This is a genomic window from Tatumella ptyseos (genome assembly GCF_030552895.1).
Taxonomy (GTDB): domain Bacteria; phylum Pseudomonadota; class Gammaproteobacteria; order Enterobacterales; family Enterobacteriaceae; genus Rosenbergiella; species Rosenbergiella ptyseos_A.
Window position 1 is genome coordinate 947,494 of sequence record NZ_CP130649.1, and the last position, 20,995, is coordinate 968,488.

Annotated in this window: 23 protein-coding genes; 9 read left to right on the plus strand and 14 right to left on the minus strand. The window is 45.7% G+C overall.

Annotated features, from left to right (window positions below; genetic code table 11):
* Positions 1–19: 19 nt before the first annotated feature.
* The 3 genes from adk to QJR74_RS04555 all read left to right on the plus strand — a co-directional run bounded on the left by adk (position 20) and on the right by QJR74_RS04555 (position 3,096).
* Positions 20–664, plus strand: a complete 645-nt coding sequence (adk, locus tag QJR74_RS04545) for an adenylate kinase (protein ID WP_304373411.1) — start codon at positions 20–22, stop codon at positions 662–664.
* A gap of 87 nt (positions 665–751) precedes the next feature.
* Positions 752–1,711: a ferrochelatase gene (gene hemH, locus QJR74_RS04550; RefSeq protein WP_304373412.1), complete on the plus strand. Its 960-nt coding sequence runs from the start codon at positions 752–754 to the stop codon at positions 1,709–1,711.
* Positions 1,712–1,794: 83 nt separating this feature from the next.
* The gene (locus tag QJR74_RS04555) at positions 1,795–3,096 is read left to right on the plus strand and encodes an inosine/guanosine kinase (protein ID WP_304373413.1); all 1,302 of its coding nucleotides are present in this window, start codon (positions 1,795–1,797) and stop codon (positions 3,094–3,096) included.
* A 29-nt stretch (positions 3,097–3,125) separates the two neighbouring features.
* On the opposite strand, the gene ybaL is transcribed toward QJR74_RS04555, so the two are convergent.
* Together ybaL and QJR74_RS04565 are read right to left on the minus strand one after the other, a co-directional pair.
* Positions 3,126–4,817 carry a YbaL family putative K(+) efflux transporter gene (gene ybaL / locus QJR74_RS04560; protein WP_304373414.1) on the minus strand — a complete coding sequence of 564 codons (1,692 nt, stop codon included), beginning with the start codon at positions 4,815–4,817 and terminating at the stop codon, positions 3,126–3,128.
* A gap of 129 nt (positions 4,818–4,946) precedes the next feature.
* On the minus strand, positions 4,947–5,381 hold the full coding sequence (locus QJR74_RS04565; protein ID WP_304373415.1) for a PACE efflux transporter: 435 nt from the start codon (positions 5,379–5,381) through the stop codon (positions 4,947–4,949).
* A gap of 89 nt (positions 5,382–5,470) precedes the next feature.
* Here QJR74_RS04565 and QJR74_RS04570 point away from each other — a divergent pair, with 89 nt between their 5' ends.
* The gene (locus QJR74_RS04570; RefSeq protein ID WP_304373416.1) at positions 5,471–6,337 is read left to right on the plus strand and encodes a LysR family transcriptional regulator; all 867 of its coding nucleotides are present in this window, start codon (positions 5,471–5,473) and stop codon (positions 6,335–6,337) included.
* Here QJR74_RS04570 and ybaK read toward each other — a convergent pair.
* From ybaK to QJR74_RS04585, 3 genes are read right to left on the minus strand one after another with little or no spacing between them, the layout of a single operon-like run.
* Positions 6,334–6,813 carry a Cys-tRNA(Pro)/Cys-tRNA(Cys) deacylase YbaK gene (ybaK, locus tag QJR74_RS04575; RefSeq protein ID WP_304373417.1) on the minus strand — a complete coding sequence of 160 codons (480 nt, stop codon included), beginning with the start codon at positions 6,811–6,813 and terminating at the stop codon, positions 6,334–6,336. The genes QJR74_RS04570 and ybaK overlap by 4 nt on opposite strands.
* Positions 6,810–7,658, minus strand: coding sequence for a TraB/GumN family protein (locus QJR74_RS04580; protein ID WP_304373418.1), 849 nt, complete (start codon positions 7,656–7,658; stop codon positions 6,810–6,812). The genes ybaK and QJR74_RS04580 overlap by 4 nt, the downstream gene beginning before the upstream one ends.
* Complete coding sequence (locus QJR74_RS04585; RefSeq protein ID WP_304373419.1) at positions 7,624–7,827, minus strand: cation transporter; 204 nt, start codon at positions 7,825–7,827, stop codon at positions 7,624–7,626. The genes QJR74_RS04580 and QJR74_RS04585 overlap by 35 nt, the downstream gene beginning before the upstream one ends.
* A 92-nt stretch (positions 7,828–7,919) precedes the next feature.
* On the opposite strand from QJR74_RS04585, the gene cueR reads away from it, so the two are divergent.
* Positions 7,920–8,327 (plus strand): Cu(I)-responsive transcriptional regulator, encoded by a 408-nt coding sequence (cueR, locus tag QJR74_RS04590; protein ID WP_304373420.1) that lies wholly within the window; start codon positions 7,920–7,922, stop codon positions 8,325–8,327.
* Positions 8,328–8,337: 10 nt separating this feature from the next.
* Here cueR and QJR74_RS04595 read toward each other — a convergent pair whose 3' ends face one another.
* The 6 genes from QJR74_RS04595 to ppiB all read right to left on the minus strand — a co-directional run bounded on the left by QJR74_RS04595 (position 8,338) and on the right by ppiB (position 13,039).
* Complete coding sequence (locus QJR74_RS04595; RefSeq protein ID WP_304373960.1) at positions 8,338–9,195, minus strand: co-chaperone YbbN; 858 nt, start codon at positions 9,193–9,195, stop codon at positions 8,338–8,340.
* A gap of 75 nt (positions 9,196–9,270) precedes the next feature.
* Positions 9,271–10,056 carry an SDR family oxidoreductase gene (locus QJR74_RS04600; RefSeq protein WP_304373961.1) on the minus strand — a complete coding sequence of 262 codons (786 nt, stop codon included), beginning with the start codon at positions 10,054–10,056 and terminating at the stop codon, positions 9,271–9,273.
* Positions 10,057–10,152: 96 nt separating this feature from the next.
* Positions 10,153–11,214, minus strand: coding sequence for a 5-(carboxyamino)imidazole ribonucleotide synthase (gene purK, locus QJR74_RS04605; protein WP_304373421.1), 1,062 nt, complete (start codon positions 11,212–11,214; stop codon positions 10,153–10,155).
* Complete coding sequence (purE, locus tag QJR74_RS04610; protein WP_304373422.1) at positions 11,211–11,720, minus strand: 5-(carboxyamino)imidazole ribonucleotide mutase; 510 nt, start codon at positions 11,718–11,720, stop codon at positions 11,211–11,213. Before purE ends, purK begins: the two co-directional genes overlap by 4 nt.
* 108 nt (positions 11,721–11,828) lie before the next feature.
* Positions 11,829–12,545 (minus strand): UDP-2,3-diacylglucosamine diphosphatase, encoded by a 717-nt coding sequence (locus QJR74_RS04615; protein ID WP_304373423.1) that lies wholly within the window; start codon positions 12,543–12,545, stop codon positions 11,829–11,831.
* Positions 12,545–13,039: a peptidylprolyl isomerase B gene (gene ppiB / locus QJR74_RS04620; RefSeq protein ID WP_048911738.1), complete on the minus strand. Its 495-nt coding sequence runs from the start codon at positions 13,037–13,039 to the stop codon at positions 12,545–12,547. Before ppiB ends, QJR74_RS04615 begins: the two co-directional genes overlap by 1 nt.
* Before the next feature lie 207 nt (positions 13,040–13,246).
* Between ppiB and cysS the strand changes: the two genes are divergently transcribed.
* From cysS to QJR74_RS04635, 3 genes are all read left to right on the plus strand, one after another.
* A complete protein-coding gene (gene cysS / locus QJR74_RS04625) occupies positions 13,247–14,626 on the plus strand; it encodes a cysteine--tRNA ligase (protein WP_304373424.1) in 1,380 nt (459 codons plus the stop codon).
* Positions 14,627–14,889: 263 nt separating this feature from the next.
* Positions 14,890–16,614: a phosphoethanolamine transferase CptA gene (locus QJR74_RS04630; protein WP_304373425.1), complete on the plus strand. Its 1,725-nt coding sequence runs from the start codon at positions 14,890–14,892 to the stop codon at positions 16,612–16,614.
* A 147-nt stretch (positions 16,615–16,761) separates the two neighbouring features.
* Positions 16,762–17,364, plus strand: coding sequence for a YrbL family protein (locus QJR74_RS04635; RefSeq protein WP_304373426.1), 603 nt, complete (start codon positions 16,762–16,764; stop codon positions 17,362–17,364).
* A 73-nt stretch (positions 17,365–17,437) separates the two neighbouring features.
* Here QJR74_RS04635 and QJR74_RS04640 read toward each other — a convergent pair whose 3' ends face one another.
* From QJR74_RS04640 to QJR74_RS04650, 3 genes are all read right to left on the minus strand, one after another.
* Complete coding sequence (locus tag QJR74_RS04640) at positions 17,438–17,860, minus strand: lysozyme inhibitor LprI family protein (protein WP_304373427.1); 423 nt, start codon at positions 17,858–17,860, stop codon at positions 17,438–17,440.
* A 191-nt stretch (positions 17,861–18,051) separates the two neighbouring features.
* Positions 18,052–18,459, minus strand: a complete 408-nt coding sequence (locus tag QJR74_RS04645) for a hypothetical protein (RefSeq protein ID WP_304373428.1) — start codon at positions 18,457–18,459, stop codon at positions 18,052–18,054.
* 152 nt (positions 18,460–18,611) lie between these two features.
* Positions 18,612–19,634, minus strand: a complete 1,023-nt coding sequence (locus tag QJR74_RS04650) for a S66 family peptidase (RefSeq protein WP_304373429.1) — start codon at positions 19,632–19,634, stop codon at positions 18,612–18,614.
* 197 nt (positions 19,635–19,831) lie between these two features.
* Here QJR74_RS04650 and nhaA point away from each other — a divergent pair, with 197 nt between their 5' ends.
* Positions 19,832–20,977 (plus strand): Na+/H+ antiporter NhaA, encoded by a 1,146-nt coding sequence (gene nhaA / locus QJR74_RS04655; protein ID WP_304373430.1) that lies wholly within the window; start codon positions 19,832–19,834, stop codon positions 20,975–20,977.
* The last annotated feature ends 18 nt before the right edge of the window (positions 20,978–20,995 follow it).

A 20,995-nucleotide genomic window follows, 5' to 3' on the forward strand; every position in this document is an offset into this window, starting at 1 on the left:
TCGCAAGAGGTATTACGCAATGCGTATTATTTTGCTCGGAGCTCCGGGCGCAGGTAAAGGTACTCAGGCGCAGTTCATCATGGAGAACTACGGCATTCCACAAATTTCAACGGGTGATATGCTTCGTGCAGCAGTGAAAGCAGGGTCTCCATTGGGCCAGAAAGCTAAAGCGCTGATGGACGCTGGTAAGTTAGTGACCGATGAACTGGTTATCGCCTTAGTTAAAGAACGCATTGCCCAAGAAGATTGCCAAAAAGGGTTCTTACTGGATGGTTTTCCTCGCACAATTCCGCAAGCGGATGCAATGAAAGAAGCAGATATCGGAATTGATATTGTTCTAGAATTTGCGGTGCCTGATGAGGTTATCATCGGTCGTATCGCAGGTCGCCGTGTCCACGCTCCATCTGGACGAGTCTATCACATTGCTTATAACCCGCCTAAAGAAGCGGATAAAGATGATGTGACAGGTGAGCCGCTGACTATCCGCAAAGATGATGAAGAAGCTACGGTTCGTAACCGTCTCGTTGAATATCATCAAATGACTGCACCGTTAATTAACTACTATACTCAAGCTGCGGCAAACGGTGAGACGCGCTATGAAAAAATCGACGGTACTCAACCCGTCGCGCAAGTCAGTGCCCAACTTAAGTCGTTACTCGACTAATCTCCAGTGCCGGACTGTCATTAACTGTTCGGCATCTCACCACTCTTTGCCTTAACTGATTCGCTTTTTTTAAACCAGGAAAAGTATATGACCGTAGATAAACCGGGCGTGTTATTAGTTAATCTAGGCACACCCGATGCCCCAACGACTGCCGCGGTAAAGCGTTATTTAAAACAGTTTTTGAGTGATAAACGGGTTGTCGATGTGCCTGATCTGTTTTGGCAACCTATTTTGAGAGGTGCAATTTTACCGTTCCGTTCACCAAGAGTCGCCAAGCTCTATGCCTCGGTCTGGATGGAAGGGGGATCTCCACTGTTAGTCTTTAGCCAGCAACAGCGTGATGCCTTAGCGCAAAAAACCGATATGCCGGTCGCGCTGGGGATGAGTTATGGTAATCCTTCATTACAACACGCGGTAGATACGCTACTTGATCAGGGCGTAACGCGACTGATTGTATTACCGCTCTATCCACAGTTTTCGTCGTCGACAGTTTCCGCAGTATGGGATGGTCTCTATAACACGTTTCGTAAACGTCGCACCATGCCAGCGATTAAGTTTATCCGGGACTATGCAACTCACCCTCTCTATATCGAGGCACTTAAAGATTCTGTACAGCGTAGCTTCGCCGAGCACGGTAAACCTGATTTGTTACTACTATCATTTCACGGTATCCCTCAACGCTTTGCCGATCAAGGCGATGACTATCCCAAACGTTGTGAACAGACCTACCATGCTTTAGCAACAGCTTTAGGTTTAACGCCTGAGCAGATTATGATGACTTATCAATCCCGCTTTGGTCGTGAGCCGTGGCTAACGCCCTACACTGATGAAACTATCAAGACTTTGCCAGACAAAGGGATCCGTCATATTCAAGTCATGTCTCCTGGATTTTCCGCGGACTGTTTAGAAACTCTTGAAGAGATTAATGAACAAAACCGTGAGTTTTTCCTACACGCAGGGGGTGAAAGTTTCCACTATATTCCTGCGCTGAATGCCGATCCTTTGCATATTGATATGATGTTGGCATTGGTAAATCAATTCAAATGATCTCAACCTAACGAGATCACTTAGTAAAGAACAGGGGAATTATGCTACTATTCAGCGCCTATTTCCCCTGATTACACTGTACTATGAAATTTCCTGGTAAACGCAAATCAAAGCACTATTTCCCCGTCAACGCTCGTGACCCATTACTAATATCAGTACCTGTTGAGGCCGAATCGATGGGATGGTTGGTCGGCATCGATCAAACTATGGTAGATATTGAGGCCAAGGTCGATGATGAGTTTCTCAACCGTTATGGGTTAACTGGGGGATATTCTTTTATCCTTGAGGATGATGTCTCTGAGGCGCTCTACCAAGAACTTCGCGAACGTAATCTTCTTTCTCATCAATTTGCTGGCGGCACAGTCGGTAACACACTCCACAATTACTCTGTGTTAGCGGACGACAGGTCAATTTTACTAGGTGTTATTTGTAATAATATTCATATTGGCGACTATGCCTATCGGTATCTTTGTAATACCTCTAGCCGTATGGATCTTAACCACATGCAAGGGGTTGATGGGGCAATCGGTCGCTGTTACACCTTGATAAACTCAGCAGGGGAGCGTACTTTTGCTATCAACCCAGGGGATATCAATCAACTGCGGCCTGAAAGTATTCCCGAAGAGGTGATTGCAGGTGCTTCAGCCTTACTGCTCACCTCTTACCTTCTTCGAGCCAAACCCGGTGAGCCGATGCCTGATGCCGCCATGAAGGCTATTGAGTATGCGAAAAAACACCAAGTACCGGTAGTATTAACCCTTGGTACACGCCATATCATTGCTGATGATCCACAGTTCTGGCGCGATTTTTTACAAAATCATGTTTCCATTTTAGCGATGAATGAAGAAGAAGCGCTAGAACTGACCGGGGAAAATGATCCGCTATTAGCGACAGATAAAGCGTTAGACTGGGTGGATCTCGTGCTGTGTACCGCAGGGCCAGCTGGCTTATATATGGGCGGTTTTACTGAGGAAGCCAGTAAACGTAAAACAAATCTGCCACTGCTTCCGGGGGCGATTGCTGAATTTAATCAGTATGAATTCAGCCGGGCAATGCGAGCGAGCGATTGCGAACAGCCGTTAAAAGTCTACTCTCATATCGCTCCGTATATGGGGGGACCTGAGAAGATTATGAATACTAACGGGGCAGGTGATGGGGCATTGGCGGCTCTACTGCATGACTTATCGGCGAATATTTATCATCGCCAAAAAGTGCCTAATTCGAATAAACATCAGCACGCATACTTAACCTATTCATCCTTATCGCAAGTGTGTAAGTATGCCAACCGGGTGAGTTATCAAGTACTCAATCAACATTCGCCGCGATTGAGTCGTGGTTTACCCGAACGTGAAGATAGCCTTGAAGAGGCTTATTGGGACCGTTAAGTGATAGCTCCCGCCTAGCGGGAGCTATGTTAGTTTAGTGGGCAGAAGGCACTTTGTTGCTGAGGCAGCGTGCGTTGTACTGCTTGTTGGAGTCCATACGCAATTTCTCTTTCCCCCATCACGATATGGTCGCAGCCGTGAGCTTGGAGGTAGTTAACCTCATCATCATGGTGAGCTCGAGCGAAAATAGCGAGGTCAGGGCGCTTCTCGCGTGCGGTTGCGGCAATCTCTCCCGACTCATAGCCATTAGGAATAGTCAGTAACAACCATTGTGCGCAATCGAGTCGCATTAGCTCCATCACTTCAGGCCTCGCGGCATTCCCATAGATCGTTAAAATCCCTTTTTCACGCATTTCATCAATTCGACTACGATTATTTTCGACCACTACTACGGTCAGACCATCAGCGATAAGTTGTTCATAGAGCAGTCGACCGACTCTACCATAGCCTACAATCAAGGCATGATGACAAAGCGTGAGCGGAACTTGGGGTAACTCTTCCACCAATTCCACTTCTTTTTCTTCCTTGGTTTCATTCTTTTCTCGCTTCATCCAACGCTCTGCCAGGGTAAAGAGGATCGGGTTAAGCATAATGGAGAGGATTGCGGCGGCTAAAACGAGATTTTGTCCCTCTTTACTCAGTAGGTTAAGCGTGATCCCAAGCCCTGCGAGAATAAAGGAGAATTCACCGATTTGCGCTAAGCTGACAGCAATAGTCATGGCGGTGCGATTTGAGTGGCCTAAAATTTTCACGAGTAGCCATGCCGCGACGGATTTACCGAACAGGATGATCGTTAGCGCACCAATGATCGCAAAGGGGCGCTCTATAAGAATATGGGGATCGAATAGCATCCCCACAGAGACGAAAAACAGCACTGCAAAAGCATCTCGTAAGGGGAGGGTATCGTGGGCCGCGCGATGACTTAGTTCGGATTCGTTCAATACCATACCCGCAAAAAACGCTCCGAGCGCAAAGGAGACATCAAAAAGCTCAACGGCACCAAACGCAATACCTAAGGCAATAGCGAGTACCGAGAGCGTAAATAACTCTCTTGAACCCGTCGCTGCGCTACGTGAAAGGATCCAAGGGATAAGCCGACGCCCGACTATCATCATTAATAGCATGAAGGCGATCACTTTCCCGAGAGTGAGTAGTAGATCCCCTGCGAGCAAAGCAAAGTTGGCTTCGCCTTTTTCAAGTACTCCCGCCATGGCAGGGAGTAAAACTAAGGCTAAAACCATAACCAAATCTTCCACAATCAGCCAACCGATGGCGATACGGCCCCGCTGACTGTCTAGGAGTTGTCGCTCTTCTAAAGCCCGCAATAACACAACAGTACTTGCGGTAGATAAACATAGCCCGAAGACGAGCCCACTCATCAATGGCCATCCGAGTAATGAAGAGAGACCGATCCCGAGAAGCGTGGCGACAATAATTTGGGCAATAGCACCAGGAATGGCTATCGATTTTACCGACATCAAATCTTTGAGTGAGAAGTGCAGGCCTACACCAAACATCAATAAAATTACGCCTAGTTCAGCGAGTTCAGGAGCGAGATTGGTGTCAGCAACAAAACCTGGCGTGAAGGGGCCAGCCAGTACGCCTGCAAGTAAGTAACCTACTAAGGGAGAAATGCGCAGACGGTTGGCAAGCATCCCCAATAGAAAGGCAAGCACCAATCCGCCTACAAGTGTTGTGATCAAGGGGGTGGTCGAATGCATCTGCCTCTCCATTTTGCAGGGAATAATGTCATACCTTAGCAAAAAAAAGCGTTTAACAGGCGGTTGCGTGAGTAAGTATAAGTAAAGGTTACAAAGTGTGACATCTATTGAAACTTATTATTCAGTGACTTAATGACTCTTTACCGGCCTGCGTTCTAAGTAGTAGTTCACTGCACTGTCCCATATCCAGTTGAATAGATAAGTGTAAGGTAAATAAAACAGAAGTAGACCAATATCCATGATCAAAGCCTCTTTGAGAGACATATTCATAGACCATGCCGTTAACGGTAAGGCCATACTCAATAATCCCCCTTCGAAGCCGATTGCTTGCAAAGAGCGAACATAAAAGTTACGTGGCGCTCTGGGTGGATAAATACGATCAAAAAAACTGTTAAATACCATATTCCAAGCCATGGCTAACAGAGCGATCGCGAAAACGGTTATCCCAATATGTCCAACAGGACGTTGCAAAATAAGCGCTGCGCCTGGGATGGTGATCAATAGCGCGGTAACTTCATACCCCAGGGCGTGTAATACTCTTTCTTTAAGTGATTTGTGACTCATTGTGCCTCCCAGTTGATGAGCGTTATATTTTTAACTGTGAAGGTGTATAGTACAAATCAGCTAGTATCGTAAAAAGCGATAGGTAAACTATGTATTATTCTCCGGAATCTCTCGAAGCTTTTGTTCAATCTGTCGCAAGTGGCTCTTTTTCAGGTGCTGCGCGTGCGCTGAGTAAAAGCCAGTCAACCATAAGTGTGGCAGTCTCAAGTCTTGAGGATCATCTTGGTTTTGCACTCTTTGAACGCACGTCTAGAAACTTAGTCCTAACGGAAGAGGGGCGGCGCGTGTTAGCGCAAGTAAGAGAGATTTTAGCGGCAAATCAACGTTTGGACGATGTGGCTTTACGTTTGGCGCAAGGGATCGAACCACGGGTGACCTTAGCCATTTCCGACCATTGGCCAGCAGGGCATCACGATCAATTATTGAGCCATTTTGCGCATAAGTTCCCAGAGGTCGAATTTGAATGTTTAATTGCTGAAAATGAAGATGTTATTGAGCTTCTAAAAAATGGCCGTGCACAACTTGGCTTGATCACTAAGCAACCTAATAGTTCAACCGAATTGATAAGCCGAAGCCTGGCGATTTCAGGCCATACCGGTATTTACCTTGCTAAAAACCACCCCTTGAGCCAGCAAGGAGCAGTGACGCTCGATGATCTAAAAGGCATCCGTCAACTGCAACTGAATACTTGGAGCCGAGCGGGTATCCAACGCAGTGAAGGGCTGGTCTGGTCAGCCTCTTCTTATATTCTTTTGTTAGATATGGCACAGCAGGGTTTTGGCTGGGCAAAGTTACCTTGCTGGATGGTCGACTACTTTGGGAATGAGAGTCTAACCCTACTTCCGATAGCAGGCTGGCCGCAACAAATTAATCTTGAGATTATTTGGTCGGCTCGTCACGGTGTTGGCCCGGCCTGCTTGTGGATGATCGATCAACTCACTGCTGCTAAGGATTAGCGCTCGCGAGCAATATCGATGAAGTGAGCGCCCAGTTGGGCAGCTAAATCTTGTGGGGAAAGGCTGATATCAAGCCCTCGCTTGCCGCCAGAAATATAGATTACCAGTTGGTGTTCAGCACTGCTATCTATCACCGTCGGTAGACGCTTCTTCTGACCGAGTGGACTTATCCCCCCCACTTTGTAACCAGTTATTTTCTCCGCAATATTCGGGTCTGCCATATCGACTTTTTTACATCCTAATGCCTTTGCCACTTTCTTTAAGTCTAGCTGTGACGAGACAGGGGTTACGGCTACCGCTAACTGCTTAATATCGCCATTTATGGCGACTAACAAGGTTTTAAAGACGCTCGAGGCGATAAGGCCCAACTTTTCAACGGCCTCATCACCAAAGTGAGTGTTACTGGGATCGTGTTCGTAATGATGCTGTTGGTAAGCGATCTGCGCTTTCTCGAGTTGTAAAATAGCCGGGGTCATAGTGACGCTTCCTGTTTTGATGAAGTGATAAGGTCAATTAAATTATCGGGACCACTCAAATGAAGGGCGCCGACAGCCACTAGATATCGTCCTGGAGGAAGTGCGAGTAATTGTTGTACCCATTGTTTATTACGCTGGATAATAAACCTCTGTTGCAAATCGTTGCCAAAACTACGGGATAACGCAGGTAGTGGTGAATACGAGAGGTGATTTTTTGATAACCACCATTCGATCATTTTCTGTAACTGACGAGCATTGCTTCGCCAATGCGCCAAGCTATCGACCAGTAAATCGAGACCATGGTTAGGTAAGGTCGTCAGTAGCTGAAGTTGCTGTTGCTGACTTTCCAGAGCAATCACCGGTTGGTCTGCATGATGGGCAAGACTTAATAATTGATGATCCACGCCGAACTCCGGCCGGAGCCCCAACATCTGGGCTTGTTTCTGTTGTAAAGTCAGGCCAATTTGCCAAGCGGGATACTGGGCAAGCGTTAGGGGATCAAGCTGACACTCTTGGCAAGCTGCTTCAAATTGTCGCCATTGCTCGGTAGTTAACTGTTGCTGCAATATTGGCCCTGACGTTGACGATCCTATTTCTAAATTTTGGCTCTGTGTAAGATCGGCCTCAACGACTAATGCATGACAGTTTCGAAGCAATTTACGAAGGGCGTAGGGAAGGGGAGCCATCGCCGGTACGCCCATATGGATACTGCCAACAAGAATAAACTCTCTCTCTTTCAGCGGGCAGGTAAGCGAGAGCCATTCTTGGTTCGGCCCAAACCATTGGCGAATTTTTGCCAGAACGGAAGCGTTAGTCATCAAGGTGGGCGTGGTAGCCTTCGTCATCAATCACATCAATCAATACTTCCGGTGATGCAGTACTCACCACGGTAGCATGGTCGATACTTACCTGCGCCGAAGTGACATCGGAGCGTTGTTCGAGTATCTTTTTAACTTGTGAGACACAATGGTTACAAGATAGACCGCTGAGAGTGAATTGTAATGTTCTAGACATAGTCGCTCCTAATTCAGAGGGTGTTAAGTTTGTAGTGTAGACCTTACCCTTAGGGGGAGGTCAAGCCTTGCGCACAAATCTAGGAGTAAAAGATGAATATTAGCCAAGTAGCACAGCGGACGGGATTGACCAGCAAAGCGATTCGTTTTTACGAGGACAAAGGATTATTCACACCGCCCCCCCGAACGCTCAATGGCTATCGAGATTACCATGACCAGCATATTGAGGAATTGACCCTGATTAAGCAGGCCAAGGCCGCGGGATTTTCTTTAGATGAGTGTCGTGAGTTCGTTGGGCTTTATCGTGATCCCCATCGTCGGAGCGCGGATATTAAAGCGCGAACACTACAGAAAATTGAACAGTTGACACGTCAGCTCGAAGAAATTACCCAAATACGAGAGCGGTTAATGACTCTCGCGGCAAGCTGCCCTGGAGATGATAATGCAGAGTGTCCGATAATTTCTGGATGGACTAAGGGCTGTCATCAAAACACCCCTTAGTCCTGCGGTGCTAGTAAAGCAGAGAGTAAAGCTGGCGGCGGTAACGTGTAGCCAGTGCATCTCCGGTACCTAAAGCAGCAAGAATTTCTTGGAACGTTTTCCTTACTTGGCCTTCACCACATGCGAGATCTTTGCGTAGCAGGTTAAATAATAATTCTAACGCCTCTTCATGGCGACCTACTTGCTGTAATTGGATCGCAAGCTGGTTTGCAATATTTGCATTATCTGGGGCGGCGGCAAGCTCTGTCTGTAGCTGTTGAATCTGTGGCGAATCAGCCGCTTGCTTGAGTAAATCTATCTGCGCGAGTAATCCTTGGTAGCGACTATCTTGGTCTTGTAATGGCACGACATTCAAGACGTCTTCGGCTTCTTCACTGCGGTTCAGGTCCAGCAGAGTTTGTGCATAGAGGAAACCTATTTCACTGTTCTTTTCGCTTAGTTGCCAAGCATCACGCAGTAGGGGCAGAGCCTCCAGTGGTTTATTTTCAGCAAGTAATGCTTGTGCTTGTTGGACTTTAAGGTCTTCTTCGCGAGGTAGTACCTTAGCGAGTAATTCGCGAATAGTCGCTTCAGGTTGTGGTCCTTGAAATCCATCGACAGGTTGGCCATTTTGAAAGAGGTAGACTGTCGGAATTGCACGCAGACCAAATTGGCTCGCGATATGCTGCTGTTGGTCACAATCAAGGCGAGCGAGAATAAATTGTCCAGCGTACTCATTAGCCAGCTTTTCTAACACTGGGTTAAGCTCGAGACAATGTTGGCTCCGCTCCGACCAGAAGTAAAAGACCACCGGGACTTGAGCAGACTGCTGTAATACCTGTTGAAGATTACTCTCGTCGATTTCAATAATCGACGCCTGGGGTGACATCATAATATTCCTCATCTATTAACTCTTCGCTTAACGCTAAACATGGGGATCATTGGGCTCAGCTTCAAGCTATATTCACGATTTCTTACTTCGATTATTGAGAATTCTATCCATCAGACAGCTTGGTAGCAGGCGCTTGGCGATGGCCATCGCGTAAGTGACTAAGGTAACAGGATAGCGCCGGAGAGGGTAACGACTTTCCAGAGCATGACGGATTTTTGGAAGTAACGCTTCGGGGGGCAGAGCGAATCGTGCGGCTATGCCGGGGTTTTCGACAGGATTGGCGTGGTCACCTTGCTGAACATTACTCGAGAAAGCCGTGGTAATTGGCCCAGGTTCCAGTAAGCTCACCGTAATCGAATGTTCGGAGAGTTCCATTCTCAGCGTATCTGACCAAGCTTCTAAGGCATATTTGCTGGCAGCATAAGCGCCACGTCCAGGGGTAGCAATAAATCCCATTACGGAACTGGTGTTAAGTATACGCGAATGACCATTCGCTTTAAGCAGCGGCAACAAACCAAGGGTCAGCTGATGGACCCCAAAAAAGTTGGTTGAGAACTGACGTTCCATTTGTTGCCGGCTAATCGACGTTAACGGACCATATTGGCCGTAACCTGCATTATTAAACAGGGCAAAGAGTCTCCCATCCGTCAATGCTTTGACACTCTCGATGGCCTGTTCAACAGAGGAAGGATCATCCATATCAATCTGTAATGGCGTTAACCCCAACGCTTCTAGTCGAGACAAATCATCAGGTTTACGACATCCGGCAATAACACGGTAACCACGCTGATGGAGGTCGAGGGCGCTAATTAGCCCGATGCCGCTTGAGCAGCCAGTAATAAGGATATTTTTTTGCACGGGTCTATGGCTCATGAGGATGATAATCCTGCTACGCTAGCATAGAGGAAGGGCTAAGTGCTAGTTATGCTGGGGGGATCCCCCCAGCAAGGGTAACTATTGTTTTTTCGCCCATGCTAGCGCTGGGGCATACTCGGCGGGTAGCAAGCTAGCAAGTTGGGATAAGCTCTGTTGCAAGGCAGGCGCTTGTGCACTACTGAGAGTTAAGTGGCCGACTTTACGGCCCGCACGAACCTCTTTATCGTACCAATGTAAATGGATAAGAGGATCGACTAACCAACGATAATTGAGCTCACAACCAATGAGGTTGATCATTACCGCAGTCGACTCGACCACGGGACGCGGTAGTGGTAATCCACAGATGGCACGAAGATGCAGTTCAAATTGACTAATTGACGCACCATTTTGCGTCCAGTGGCCACTATTATGAACACGCGGAGCTAATTCGTTAATCAATAATCCATCAGGTGTGACAAAGCATTCCATCGCCATTACGCCGACATAGTTTAATTCTGTCAGGATAGCGGTCAGCATCGCCTCTGCTTGATGTTGATGAGCAGGGCTAGGCTGTGGGTGAGCGACGCTGGCAAAAAGAATCCCCTGCTGATGCAGATTATGCGTCACGGGATAAAATACAATTTCTCCCGCGGCGTTTCTCGCCCCGACCAGTGAAAGTTCCCCAGTGAAATTGATCGCTTGTTCAACAATGCATTCGCCATAACATTCTTTGGGCAATTCTTGGGTTGTCTGGTAAGTGAGCCGCCATTGTCCTCGACCATCATAGCCACCAGTTCGCCGCTTAATAATCGCCAGCTCTCCGTAGGCGGCAAAAATAGTCGGCCATTGCTCAGCAGAACTGAGTAATTGCCATGGAGCGGTGGCGAGACCTAGTTGATCCAGTAATTGTTTCTGAGGTAATCGGTCGGCTAATCGAGGAAATATATCCCGATTGATGAACGCATCGTGCAAGGCTAATTCGCGAGTAAGAGGGGTTTCTGGCCACCGTTCAATTTCAGCCGTGATGATACTTTGCTTAATGGGGAGTTCATTAGGGTTGGCATCAATCCCTACCGGATAAACGGCAATCCCTAAGGGTTCACCCGCTTGGCGCAACATCCTGCCTAATTGACCATTGCCGAGTACGCAGACTGACTTCATGCATCCTCCCGCGGATCCGGGTGTTGCAGTACGGCATCGGTCTGTTTAACGCGCCACTCAGCCAAACGTGAAGCGATCGGTGAATCATGCAGGGCAAGAATTTGTGCAGCTAATAACGCAGCATTCGCCGCACCAGCTTTACCGATTGCCAGGGTCCCGACGGGAATGCCCTTAGGCATCTGTACAATTGAGTAAAGGCTGTCGACACCACTCAACGCCGCGCTTTGTACCGGAACGCCTAAAACGGGAACGAGGGTTTTCGCTGCTAACATTCCAGGCAGGTGCGCTGCACCGCCTGCGCCGGCAATGATCACGTCAAAACCTTGCTGTTGAGCGTTTTCGGCAAAACTAAACAGTTTATCGGGGGTGCGGTGGGCGGAAACGACTTCTACGTGGTGGGCTATACCCAACTCAGTGAATACCTCAGCGGCAGACTGCATCGTAGCCCAGTCACTTTTTGAACCCATGACTATTGCGACTTTAGCGGGGGCAGAACTTAACGACATGAACTCAACTCCTCGATCCTAAAACGTACACAAGCTTCTCTGACTCGCGATAATTAGGGCGCAAGAATAACATGCCAACTCCGAGAGGAAAACGGTTGCGTAGTATTATTACCAAGGAAAATGGCTAAGGGTTAAGCCTTGTTCGCTCCATTCGATCAGCCATCCTTCATGGTGCCAAGCACCGAGTACGGCGCGTTGAGCTGACGAAGAGATCTCAGGAACGGGATGGATAGCTGGCTGGTGAGTATGACCATGCACGAGTAGGGTTGCGCGATGGCGCTGGAGAACCTCAATAACGGCTTGCTGATTCACGTCCATGATCGCCATGGCTTTATGTTGATTCGCCTGCTGACTGTTTTGTCGCATTTTACGAGCGATACGGAGCCGTAATGCAAGCGGTAAACGTAAAAAAAGCCATTGGATCCATGGAGTATGGACCTTTTTACGAAAGGCCAGATAGCCGACATCGTCGGTACAAAGTGTATCGCCGTGCATGATGACGAGTCGTTGACCAAAGCGCTCTAAGACGACTTCTTCAGGGAGTCGTTGCATACCAGCCTGCTGTGCAAACCGCTCACCCACTAAAAAATCACGGTTTCCATGAATAAAATAAACTGGGATAGGTAAAGCGGCGATAGCTTGGGCGATTTGCTGGTGGAGTGGCGCGGGATCATCATCACCAATCCAGGCTTCAAATAGGTCACCTAAAATATAGAGCTCACTACAGGTTAAGGCTTGATTGGAGAGGAAATGCAGAAAACCGGCAGTAATTGCCGGTTCTTCCTGACACAGATGGAGATCTGCGATAAACAGGATTCGTGACATTACTCAGTCACGATCGCTTTTTGAATCACAACATCTTCTTTTGGTACATCTTGATGCATACCACTACGGCCGGTTGAAACGGCTTTGATTTTTTCAACCACGTCCATACCTTCAACTACTTCCGCGAACACACAGTAACCCCAGCCTTGAACGCTTTCGTCACGGAAGTTGAGGAAATCGTTGTCCGCTACGTTAATAAAGAATTGTGCTGTCGCAGAATGCGGGGCAGAAGTACGAGCCATCGCCAGTGTACCGCGGGTGTTTTTTAGGCCATTGTTTGCTTCATTACGAATTTCTGCTTTGGTATTTTTCTGCTGCATACCAGGTTCAAATCCGCCGCCTTGAATCATAAAGCCATTGATTACACGGTGGAAAATGGTGTTGTCGTAAAAACCTTCGCTGCAGTAGCTTAAAAAGTTTTTTACTGTCTCTGGTGCTTGCTCATCAAAAGTTTTGATGACGATATCGCCAAAATTCGTTTGGAAGGTGACCATAATGATTTCCTGTCAGGGTTAAAATAAATACTTACTCGGTTTCTCTGGCCTTATGTGCCGCCAGAGACCCTATTTTATAACATAAATTGATGCATTACGTCAGTATTGTCCAAGACGCGGCGACAGGGCTTGCATTCATTCGCCCGAGGAATAAAAATACGGCACACTACGCAAAAAAGTCGCGACACATCATTACGGAAGAGTTACATGCTGAAAATTTTTAATACGCTAAGTCGACAAAAAGAAACTTTCACGCCAATTCATGCGGGGAAGGTTGGAATGTATGTCTGTGGCATTACGGTTTATGACCTCAGTCATATTGGACATGGTCGGACTTTTGTGGCGTTCGATGTAATTTCACGTTATCTCCGTTATAGCGGCTATCAGCTTAATTACGTACGCAATATCACTGATATTGACGATAAAATCATCAAACGCGCTAACGAAAACAATGAAACGATTGAGCAATTGACTGATCGAATGATTGCGGAGATGCACAAGGATTTCGCGGCACTGAATATTTTGCCACCCGATAGTGAACCCCGTGCCACGAAACATATCGATGACATTATTACGTTAACTGAGAAATTATTGGCGCGTGGCCATGCGTATGTGGCAGATAATGGCGATGTGATGTTTGATGTGATGACCAACAAAGCTTACGGCGTCCTCTCTCGTCAAGATCTTGAGCAGTTACAAGCAGGGGCTAGAGTCGAGGTTGCTGAAGTTAAAAAGAATCCTATGGATTTTGTACTGTGGAAAATGGCTAAGCCAAATGAGCCTGGTTGGCACTCCCCATGGGGGCTAGGTCGCCCAGGTTGGCATATTGAATGTTCTGCGATGAATTGCCAGCAACTCGGTACGCACTTTGATATCCATGGCGGAGGATCAGATCTGATGTTTCCTCACCATGAAAATGAGATTGCGCAATCGACCTGTGCTCATGATGGCCCTTACGTTAATTACTGGATGCACTCTGGTATGGTAATGGTTGACCGCGAAAAGATGTCTAAATCGTTAGGGAATTTCTTCACTATACGCGATGTGTTACGCCATTTCGATGCCGAAACGGTCCGTTACTTCCTGATGTCCGGGCATTACCGTAGCCAATTAAACTACGGTCAAGAGAACCTAGAACAGGCGAGAGCGAGCCTAGAGCGCCTCTATACGGCCTTACGTGGCACAGAATTACAGGCTACACCAATGGCCGACGCAAGCTATGAACAGCGTTTTCGTGAAGCGATGGATGACGATTTCAACACGCCAGAAGCTTATTCAGTCCTGTTTGATCTGGCGCGTGAAGTTAATCGCCTAAAGAATGAAGATATGGCATTAGCGAATGCCGCGGCGGCCAAACTTCGAGAACTTGCTGGGATACTGGGTATATTACAACAATTACCTGAAGTCTTCTTACAACATGGGACGCAAGAGGAAGATGTCGCGGAGATTGAGTCACTTATTGTGATGCGTAATCACGCTCGTCAAACCAAGGATTGGGCGCAAGCTGACATTGCACGTGACAGATTGAATGATCTAGGCATTATTTTAGAAGATAGTGCTCAAGGCACCACTTGGCGTCGTAAATAATCGTTCAAGCCATTCAAGGTTAAGCGACCTTGAATGGCTAATTCATTGCCATCCATTTCTCATTAGTCCCTCTGTTATTTCTCTCTAAATTTTCGTTTATTGCGAAGCCTCATCAATACAAATTATTAAAGTTGATGATAATTTATGTCTTAGGCCTTTCTGATATTCTTTTTATAGGAATAATCTTATACGCTTAAGGGCTTTTTAATTTTTTCAGTACAATCTTTTTGGGTTGGACTGTTTATTTACGGGATTTTATGGATATGAATCAGACTGCATCGCCAAAATTCAGCTGGAAAGCTTTAGGGATAGCACTTCTCTATTTTTGGTTTTTTTCTACGTTTTTACAGATTGTTATCGTTGCAAGCGGTTATAGCGGAACAAATGGATTACGGGATTCTCTTTTATTTAGCTCCTTATGGCTAATTCCCATTTTACTCTTTCCCCGTTTCACTAAGCTTTTGGCTGCACTTATTGGAATTGTGTTGTGGGTGGCTTCCGTTGCTGCCTTAGGCTATTACGTAATCTACGGGCAAGAATTTTCACAAAGCGTTCTTTTTGTCATGTTCGAGACAAATGCGAATGAAGCCAGTGAATATTTGAGCCAATACTTCAGCCTTAAAATGATTACAGTGGTAGTGGCCTACACCCTTATCGCACTATTTTTATGGAGCCGTTTACGTCCGGTTTATTTACCAAAAATTTGGCGTTGGGGAGTCAGTATTGCTCTGCTGTATGGCTTGATTTTAAATCCTATCGTTATCGATACGGGCATTAATCACAAGCCGATCGATAATACCTTAAATAATTTGGCATCACGGATGGAACCGGCTGCGCCATGGCAGTTTGTAACGGGATATTATCAGTATCGCCAGCAATTAACTGAAATGGATAAGCTGCTCAGTAAAAATAATCAGCTGCCCCCGCTAGCCAACTTGAGAGATAGTTCAGGTAACGCGCCGCGTACCTTAGTTCTAGTGATTGGTGAGTCAACGCAACGTGGAAGAATGAGCCTGTATGGTTACCCTCGCGAAACCACGCCAGGATTAGATGAATTACATAAGACCGATCCACGGCTTACGGTTTTCAATAACGTTGTGACCTCTCGTCCTTATACCATTGAGATACTACAGCAAGCCCTGACCTTCGCTGATGAACAGAATCCCGATCTTTATCTGACTAAGCCATCATTAATGAATATGATGAAACAAGCAGGATACAAGACCTTTTGGATTACTAACCAGCAAACAATGACCGAACGTAATACCATGCTGACAGTATTTTCAAAACAGACTGATCAGCAATATTATATGAATCAGCAACGGACGCAGAGTGCACGCGAATACGACACCAATGTATTAGGGCCTTTCCAAAAAGTCCTGAACGACCCCGCACCGAGAAAATTTATTATCATTCATTTACTCGGTACGCATATCAAATATAAGTTCCGTTACCCTGAAAATGAAGGTGTATTCGATGGCAATACCCAGCACCTTCCTGCTGGCCTCACCCCGGAACAAGTGGCAACCTATAATGATTATGATAGTGCTCAACACTTCAACGATAAAGTGGTGACACAGATTATTAAAGATTATCGTGCGACCGATCCGAATGGTTTCTTATTGTACTTTTCTGATCACGGTGAAGAAGTTTACGATACGCCACCGCACCAAACTCAAGGTCGTAATGAAGAAACGCCGACTCGGCATATGTATACCATTCCTTTCCTGGTCTGGACATCGACGTCTTGGCAAGCGACGCACCCACGTGATTTTTCGTCAGATATCAATCGCCAATACAGCAGTTCGCAGTTGATTCACACATGGTCTGATCTCGCAGGACTCAGCTATCAAGGCTATGATGCCACGCGTTCTATCGTTAGTCCTGAGTTTGTGAAAGTGACCCGTTGGATCGGTAACCCTTATAAAAAGAATGGGTTGAAGGACTACGATGCTTTACCTTTTGGTGACCAAGTCGGTAACCAATAAAGACTTCCCCCCTGCAAGGGGGGAATCATTCACAAAAAATGCACTAAGTTCCCCAGCATCTTTACTTTCGCACTTAATGTGTAACCTCGAAATTTTCATTTTTTACACTCTTAGTCATAAGATAAATCTGTTTATTTGGTGTTAAATATGAAACTTACCGAACCTCCATTGGTGCTTTCCGACTCGTTGTTAATCGCTAAAGGCCGCCATCGCGCCTGTTACCAACATCCCAAGCATCCTGAATTGTGTGTCAAAGTTCATTTAAACCCTCATGACGATTTAGAAACGCTGAGAGAGGTGCGTTATTTTAAATGGCTACATAGACGTAATGTTAAGTTGAATAGTATCGCTGACTATTGCGGGAAACACGCCACGACATTTGGGATGGGCTATGTGTATGAGTTGGTAAGAGATTACGACGGACAAGTTTCGAAAACGTTGGATCACTATCTAAGAAACTTTGAAATGACTGAACCACGAATCCATGCACTCTCTTCGGCTTATCAGGAGTTTAAACAGTCCTTTCATCGGCATTACATTACGATGATGAATTTAAAGGCCTATAACATAGTATTTAAACGCGAAAGTGAAACTTGTGGTCATTTCTATCTTATCGATAATTTAGGCTCTGCAAATTTACTACCCTTAAGTTATTTTTTTAAATCGATCGCTACTCGTATGCTCCAGCGTAAATTTATGCGTTTCGAGTCTTTGGTTCGAGAGCGCTATCATTTTTCAATTAATTCATGATGCTTAGGGAGCATGCTCCCTATCACTGCAAAATCCATCGTGGAGGTTGATCGGCCTAGTTCACGGCATGATTCTAAAATTGATAATTCTTGAGAGATTTTATTCTTTCAATATATGCTTTTATTAAGCATGCATTTTTATCAGTGTAAAAGGCAAAGCTTTCTATTTCATCTAAATAAGCTTGGGCCAAGCACTCTTGATCGATGAAATTTTGCCAATGTCTTTCTGATGTCGCCACAGCGTTTATAAAAAGAGTGTAGTTGTGGAACTGATCTTTTCGTTTCCAAGCATTCTCTAATAGGAGGTGATATTGTTTATCGTATTCTTGTTTTTTTTTATCAGATAGGTAAATCATGCAATTTTGCACAGCAGCTGACATCTTCTTCTGATAGCAACTCTCTAGTGTTTCGTTTTTAAAATAATCGCCATCCTTTTTTGCAGCGTAAGTGTTTAAGGAAAAAACCAGGGCGAGTAACAGTAATAAATTTTTTTTCATTTTATGGCGTTCTCTAAGAAACGGACTCTTTGCCGTCCACCTTCGTCAGAAGAAAGCTTGGCGCTATGAAGTATGAGGTTTATCACTCTATCAATCTCATTTTTTCCAAAAATGGGTATCATCGAGATTGCTAACCGACCTTGATATTTCATATCAATTAACACTTCTTTAAGTGGAGGTTTTAAGTTTTCCTACGTCACGCAATGAGGGCTTTTATATCGATGATAAAACCTTTGTGAATCATTGCTGTAATGAAGGTAAGTTTTTTCGAAAAGCCGTATTTGTTGAATTTCTGTTATTGCCTCAATAGCATCTCTATTTTTCATCACAAATTCGTGTGCTGAGCAATAACTTTTTTTAACTCCTTTTGCTATTTTTTTTGCTTTCTCTACACTGATACCTGAAGAGGTTAAGTCACTTATTACTTCAAGCTCAGTACGATATTTTAAGTCATAGCCTCTGCCTATGGTAACTCCGGAACCAAACTTCGAACATTGTGCGGCGTTACCAGGCCAGTGAATTTTTCTTGAGTAATACTTGCTGTGGGGGATGTTATCTCCCTCAGCCATATAGGTAAGTATTCCTTTCTTTGGTTTCATTGCAACAGTCTTCCTTGATAATAATGGTTAATTCCCTCGTTCCATTTTTCGAGTGGAAGAGTTTTTGCCTGTATAGGTTATTTTATCGCGCTACCCCTATGGTGCACTGGGTTAACGCGATATCGCGGTAATTGCTTACTTCGAGAATAATATTAGCGTAAAAATTGATCGAGCAGACTGACTGATCCTTGACCAAAATCAATCTTTATCCTGGTGCCTAGCGGCAAGGTGAGCATGGGGTGGGTATGGCAACAATCGAAGCCATTTACGATTGGCAGTTTTTGATCGTTAAGGACTTCTCTAAGTACATCGATAGGCTGTCGACCACTCCCTGCTGCATCAAAGAGCTCATGTTTACCTAGGATAATGGCGCTGACTTTATCGAAAATACCACTTAGCTTTAGGTGAGAGAATGAACGTTCAACGGTAGCAATGTTTTTTAAACTATCTTCAATAAATAGAATATCACCCTGAGCAATGTCTGGCATCCAAGGTGTACCAAAAATACCCGATAAAGTATTTAAGTTTCCGCCCAGTACACGTCCTTGAATAATGCCACTACCGATGAATTCGCAGTGATTCTTGTAAAGTGTTTTAGCTCTATCGACTTGAATATGATCCCAATTCAATCGCTCATCGGTCCAGTATTCCGGTAGTGAATAGCGATAGGGAAGGTTGGGGCGATTAAGGCAGAGGGAATGAAAACTTTGGTAGGTCTGTTCAACCAACGGAGCTCGCTCACCGAATGAGGCCACTAAAGCCGGACCATAAAAGGTAATTAGTCCGGTTTTGGCATAAATACCTGCCAACAACGCTGTGACATCTGAATAGCCAATGATGATTTTTGGGTCCTGGCGCAATGCATCGTAGTCGATATAGGGGAGCAGGGCGTTACTATTATTTCCGCCGATAGTCGACATAATACAGCGGACGTTGGGGTCGCGAATCAGTTGGTTTAGCTCGTCGGCACGTTCTTGAATGGTTCCCGAACGATAAAAATCGGCTTGTTCAGTGAGTCGTCCTGCCTGCAACACAAAGCCTTTCTGCTCCAAGAATTGTTTGGCACGTTTGAAACGTTCTGGTGCGGTAACGGTTACCGGAGAAGAGGGTGAAAAAAAGCCAATTGTTTCACCTAACGATAATCGTGGTGCGAGTAATGGAGCAGGTATGGACAAGGTTAAACTCTCAACGTCATCGACTAATACTTTCACCCTATAGTAGGCAGTCACGACAGTAAATAGCTAATGATGGGTTAGAGGGGATTTTAAAAGGTGCCGATAAGGGTAATGATTCGGTCCGAGAATGATCGTGCCGCTCTGCGGTTTATTATACACTAGGTTTTAGCATGGATTTCTGACCCTAGGATTTTTGTATGTCTTTAAAAAAGCTTTTGCATTCACCTCTAGCGGCTGGGGTTTTACTTATTATCACCTCTTTTGTCGCCATCATACTTTGTAACACTGGCGGCGAATCCTTCTACGTGAGCTTAATCCACAGCTCGATTGCTGGGATACCGGTTGAAAAATTCGTTAACGATGTCTTAATGAGCTTGTTTTTTTTAATGGTAGGCTTAGAGATTAAACGCGAGTTTTTAACCGGACAACTTGCAGAGTGGTCGCAGCGTATTTTACCTGGGGCAGCAGCAGTAGGAGGAATGATCGTCCCTGCCGCCATCTATTTATTAATTAACCGCGAACATCATCAAACTTTATCAGGGTGGGCAATTCCCTCAGCGACTGATATCGCTTTCTCTTTAGGGATATTATCGCTTCTCGGCAGTAAGGTGCCGACCTCATTAAAGGTCTTTTTAGCTGCCTTAGCCATCATTGATGATTTAGGGGCAGTCATCATTATCGCGTTATTTTACACGACTGGGATAAATATCGAGATGCTTAGTGGCGCGCTGATCACCACTATTGTTTTGGTCTTACTCAATCGCCGTGGCGTGATTGCCTTACCCATCTATTTAGTGCTTGGCGTTGTGTTATGGTATTTCATCTTTCAATCGGGGGTCCATGCAACAGTGGCAGGTGTGATCCTCGCTCTCTGTATTCCCCATTCTGGGCAAAAATTGGGCCAAGCGTCACCACTGCTTAGAGTAGAGCATCGTCTTGCTCCTTGGGTAAGCTTCCTGATCATCCCGATTTTTGGTTTCGTAAATGCCGGTGTCAGTTTCATCCATGCGACGTCAGAGCAACTCTTTAGTGCCGTGCCCTTAGGCATCATGCTTGGGTTATTCATTGGTAAGCAGGTGGGTATTGGACTTATCTCGTTTATATTAATCCGTCTTGGTATCGCACAGCTGCCTAAAGGGGCAACAAACCTCCAGTTTTATGGGGTGGCGATACTTTGTGGAATTGGCTTTACCATGAGCTTATTTATTGGTGGGCTAGCCTTCCCGAATGATCCTTTACTTTTGGACGAGGTGAAAATCGGGGTGCTAGGTGGGTCGTTACTTTCGGCATTGGTTGGTGTGGCGTTGCTTAACGTGGCTTACCGACGCAAAGAGACGGAGTAACATACAGGGGCTGATATC

Coding starts and splice junctions, on each gene's coding strand:
- adk (WP_304373411.1), top strand. CDS start 20: ATGCGTATTATTTTGCTCGGAGCTCCGGGCGCAGGTAAAGGTACTCAG.
- hemH (WP_304373412.1), top strand. CDS start 752: ATGACCGTAGATAAACCGGGCGTGTTATTAGTTAATCTAGGCACACCC.
- QJR74_RS04555 (WP_304373413.1), top strand. CDS start 1,795: ATGAAATTTCCTGGTAAACGCAAATCAAAGCACTATTTCCCCGTCAAC.
- ybaL (WP_304373414.1), bottom strand. CDS start 4,817: ATGCATTCGACCACCCCCTTGATCACAACACTTGTAGGCGGATTGGTG.
- QJR74_RS04565 (WP_304373415.1), bottom strand. CDS start 5,381: ATGAGTCACAAATCACTTAAAGAAAGAGTATTACACGCCCTGGGGTAT.
- QJR74_RS04570 (WP_304373416.1), top strand. CDS start 5,471: ATGTATTATTCTCCGGAATCTCTCGAAGCTTTTGTTCAATCTGTCGCA.
- ybaK (WP_304373417.1), bottom strand. CDS start 6,813: ATGACCCCGGCTATTTTACAACTCGAGAAAGCGCAGATCGCTTACCAA.
- QJR74_RS04580 (WP_304373418.1), bottom strand. CDS start 7,658: ATGACGAAGGCTACCACGCCCACCTTGATGACTAACGCTTCCGTTCTG.
- QJR74_RS04585 (WP_304373419.1), bottom strand. CDS start 7,827: ATGTCTAGAACATTACAATTCACTCTCAGCGGTCTATCTTGTAACCAT.
- cueR (WP_304373420.1), top strand. CDS start 7,920: ATGAATATTAGCCAAGTAGCACAGCGGACGGGATTGACCAGCAAAGCG.
- QJR74_RS04595 (WP_304373960.1), bottom strand. CDS start 9,195: ATGTCACCCCAGGCGTCGATTATTGAAATCGACGAGAGTAATCTTCAA.
- purK (WP_304373421.1), bottom strand. CDS start 11,214: ATGAAGTCAGTCTGCGTACTCGGCAATGGTCAATTAGGCAGGATGTTG.
- purE (WP_304373422.1), bottom strand. CDS start 11,720: ATGTCGTTAAGTTCTGCCCCCGCTAAAGTCGCAATAGTCATGGGTTCA.
- QJR74_RS04615 (WP_304373423.1), bottom strand. CDS start 12,545: ATGTCACGAATCCTGTTTATCGCAGATCTCCATCTGTGTCAGGAAGAA.
- ppiB (WP_048911738.1), bottom strand. CDS start 13,039: ATGGTCACCTTCCAAACGAATTTTGGCGATATCGTCATCAAAACTTTT.
- cysS (WP_304373424.1), top strand. CDS start 13,247: ATGCTGAAAATTTTTAATACGCTAAGTCGACAAAAAGAAACTTTCACG.
- QJR74_RS04630 (WP_304373425.1), top strand. CDS start 14,890: ATGAATCAGACTGCATCGCCAAAATTCAGCTGGAAAGCTTTAGGGATA.
- QJR74_RS04635 (WP_304373426.1), top strand. CDS start 16,762: ATGAAACTTACCGAACCTCCATTGGTGCTTTCCGACTCGTTGTTAATC.
- QJR74_RS04640 (WP_304373427.1), bottom strand. CDS start 17,860: ATGAAAAAAAATTTATTACTGTTACTCGCCCTGGTTTTTTCCTTAAAC.
- QJR74_RS04645 (WP_304373428.1), bottom strand. CDS start 18,459: ATGAAACCAAAGAAAGGAATACTTACCTATATGGCTGAGGGAGATAAC.
- nhaA (WP_304373430.1), top strand. CDS start 19,832: ATGTCTTTAAAAAAGCTTTTGCATTCACCTCTAGCGGCTGGGGTTTTA.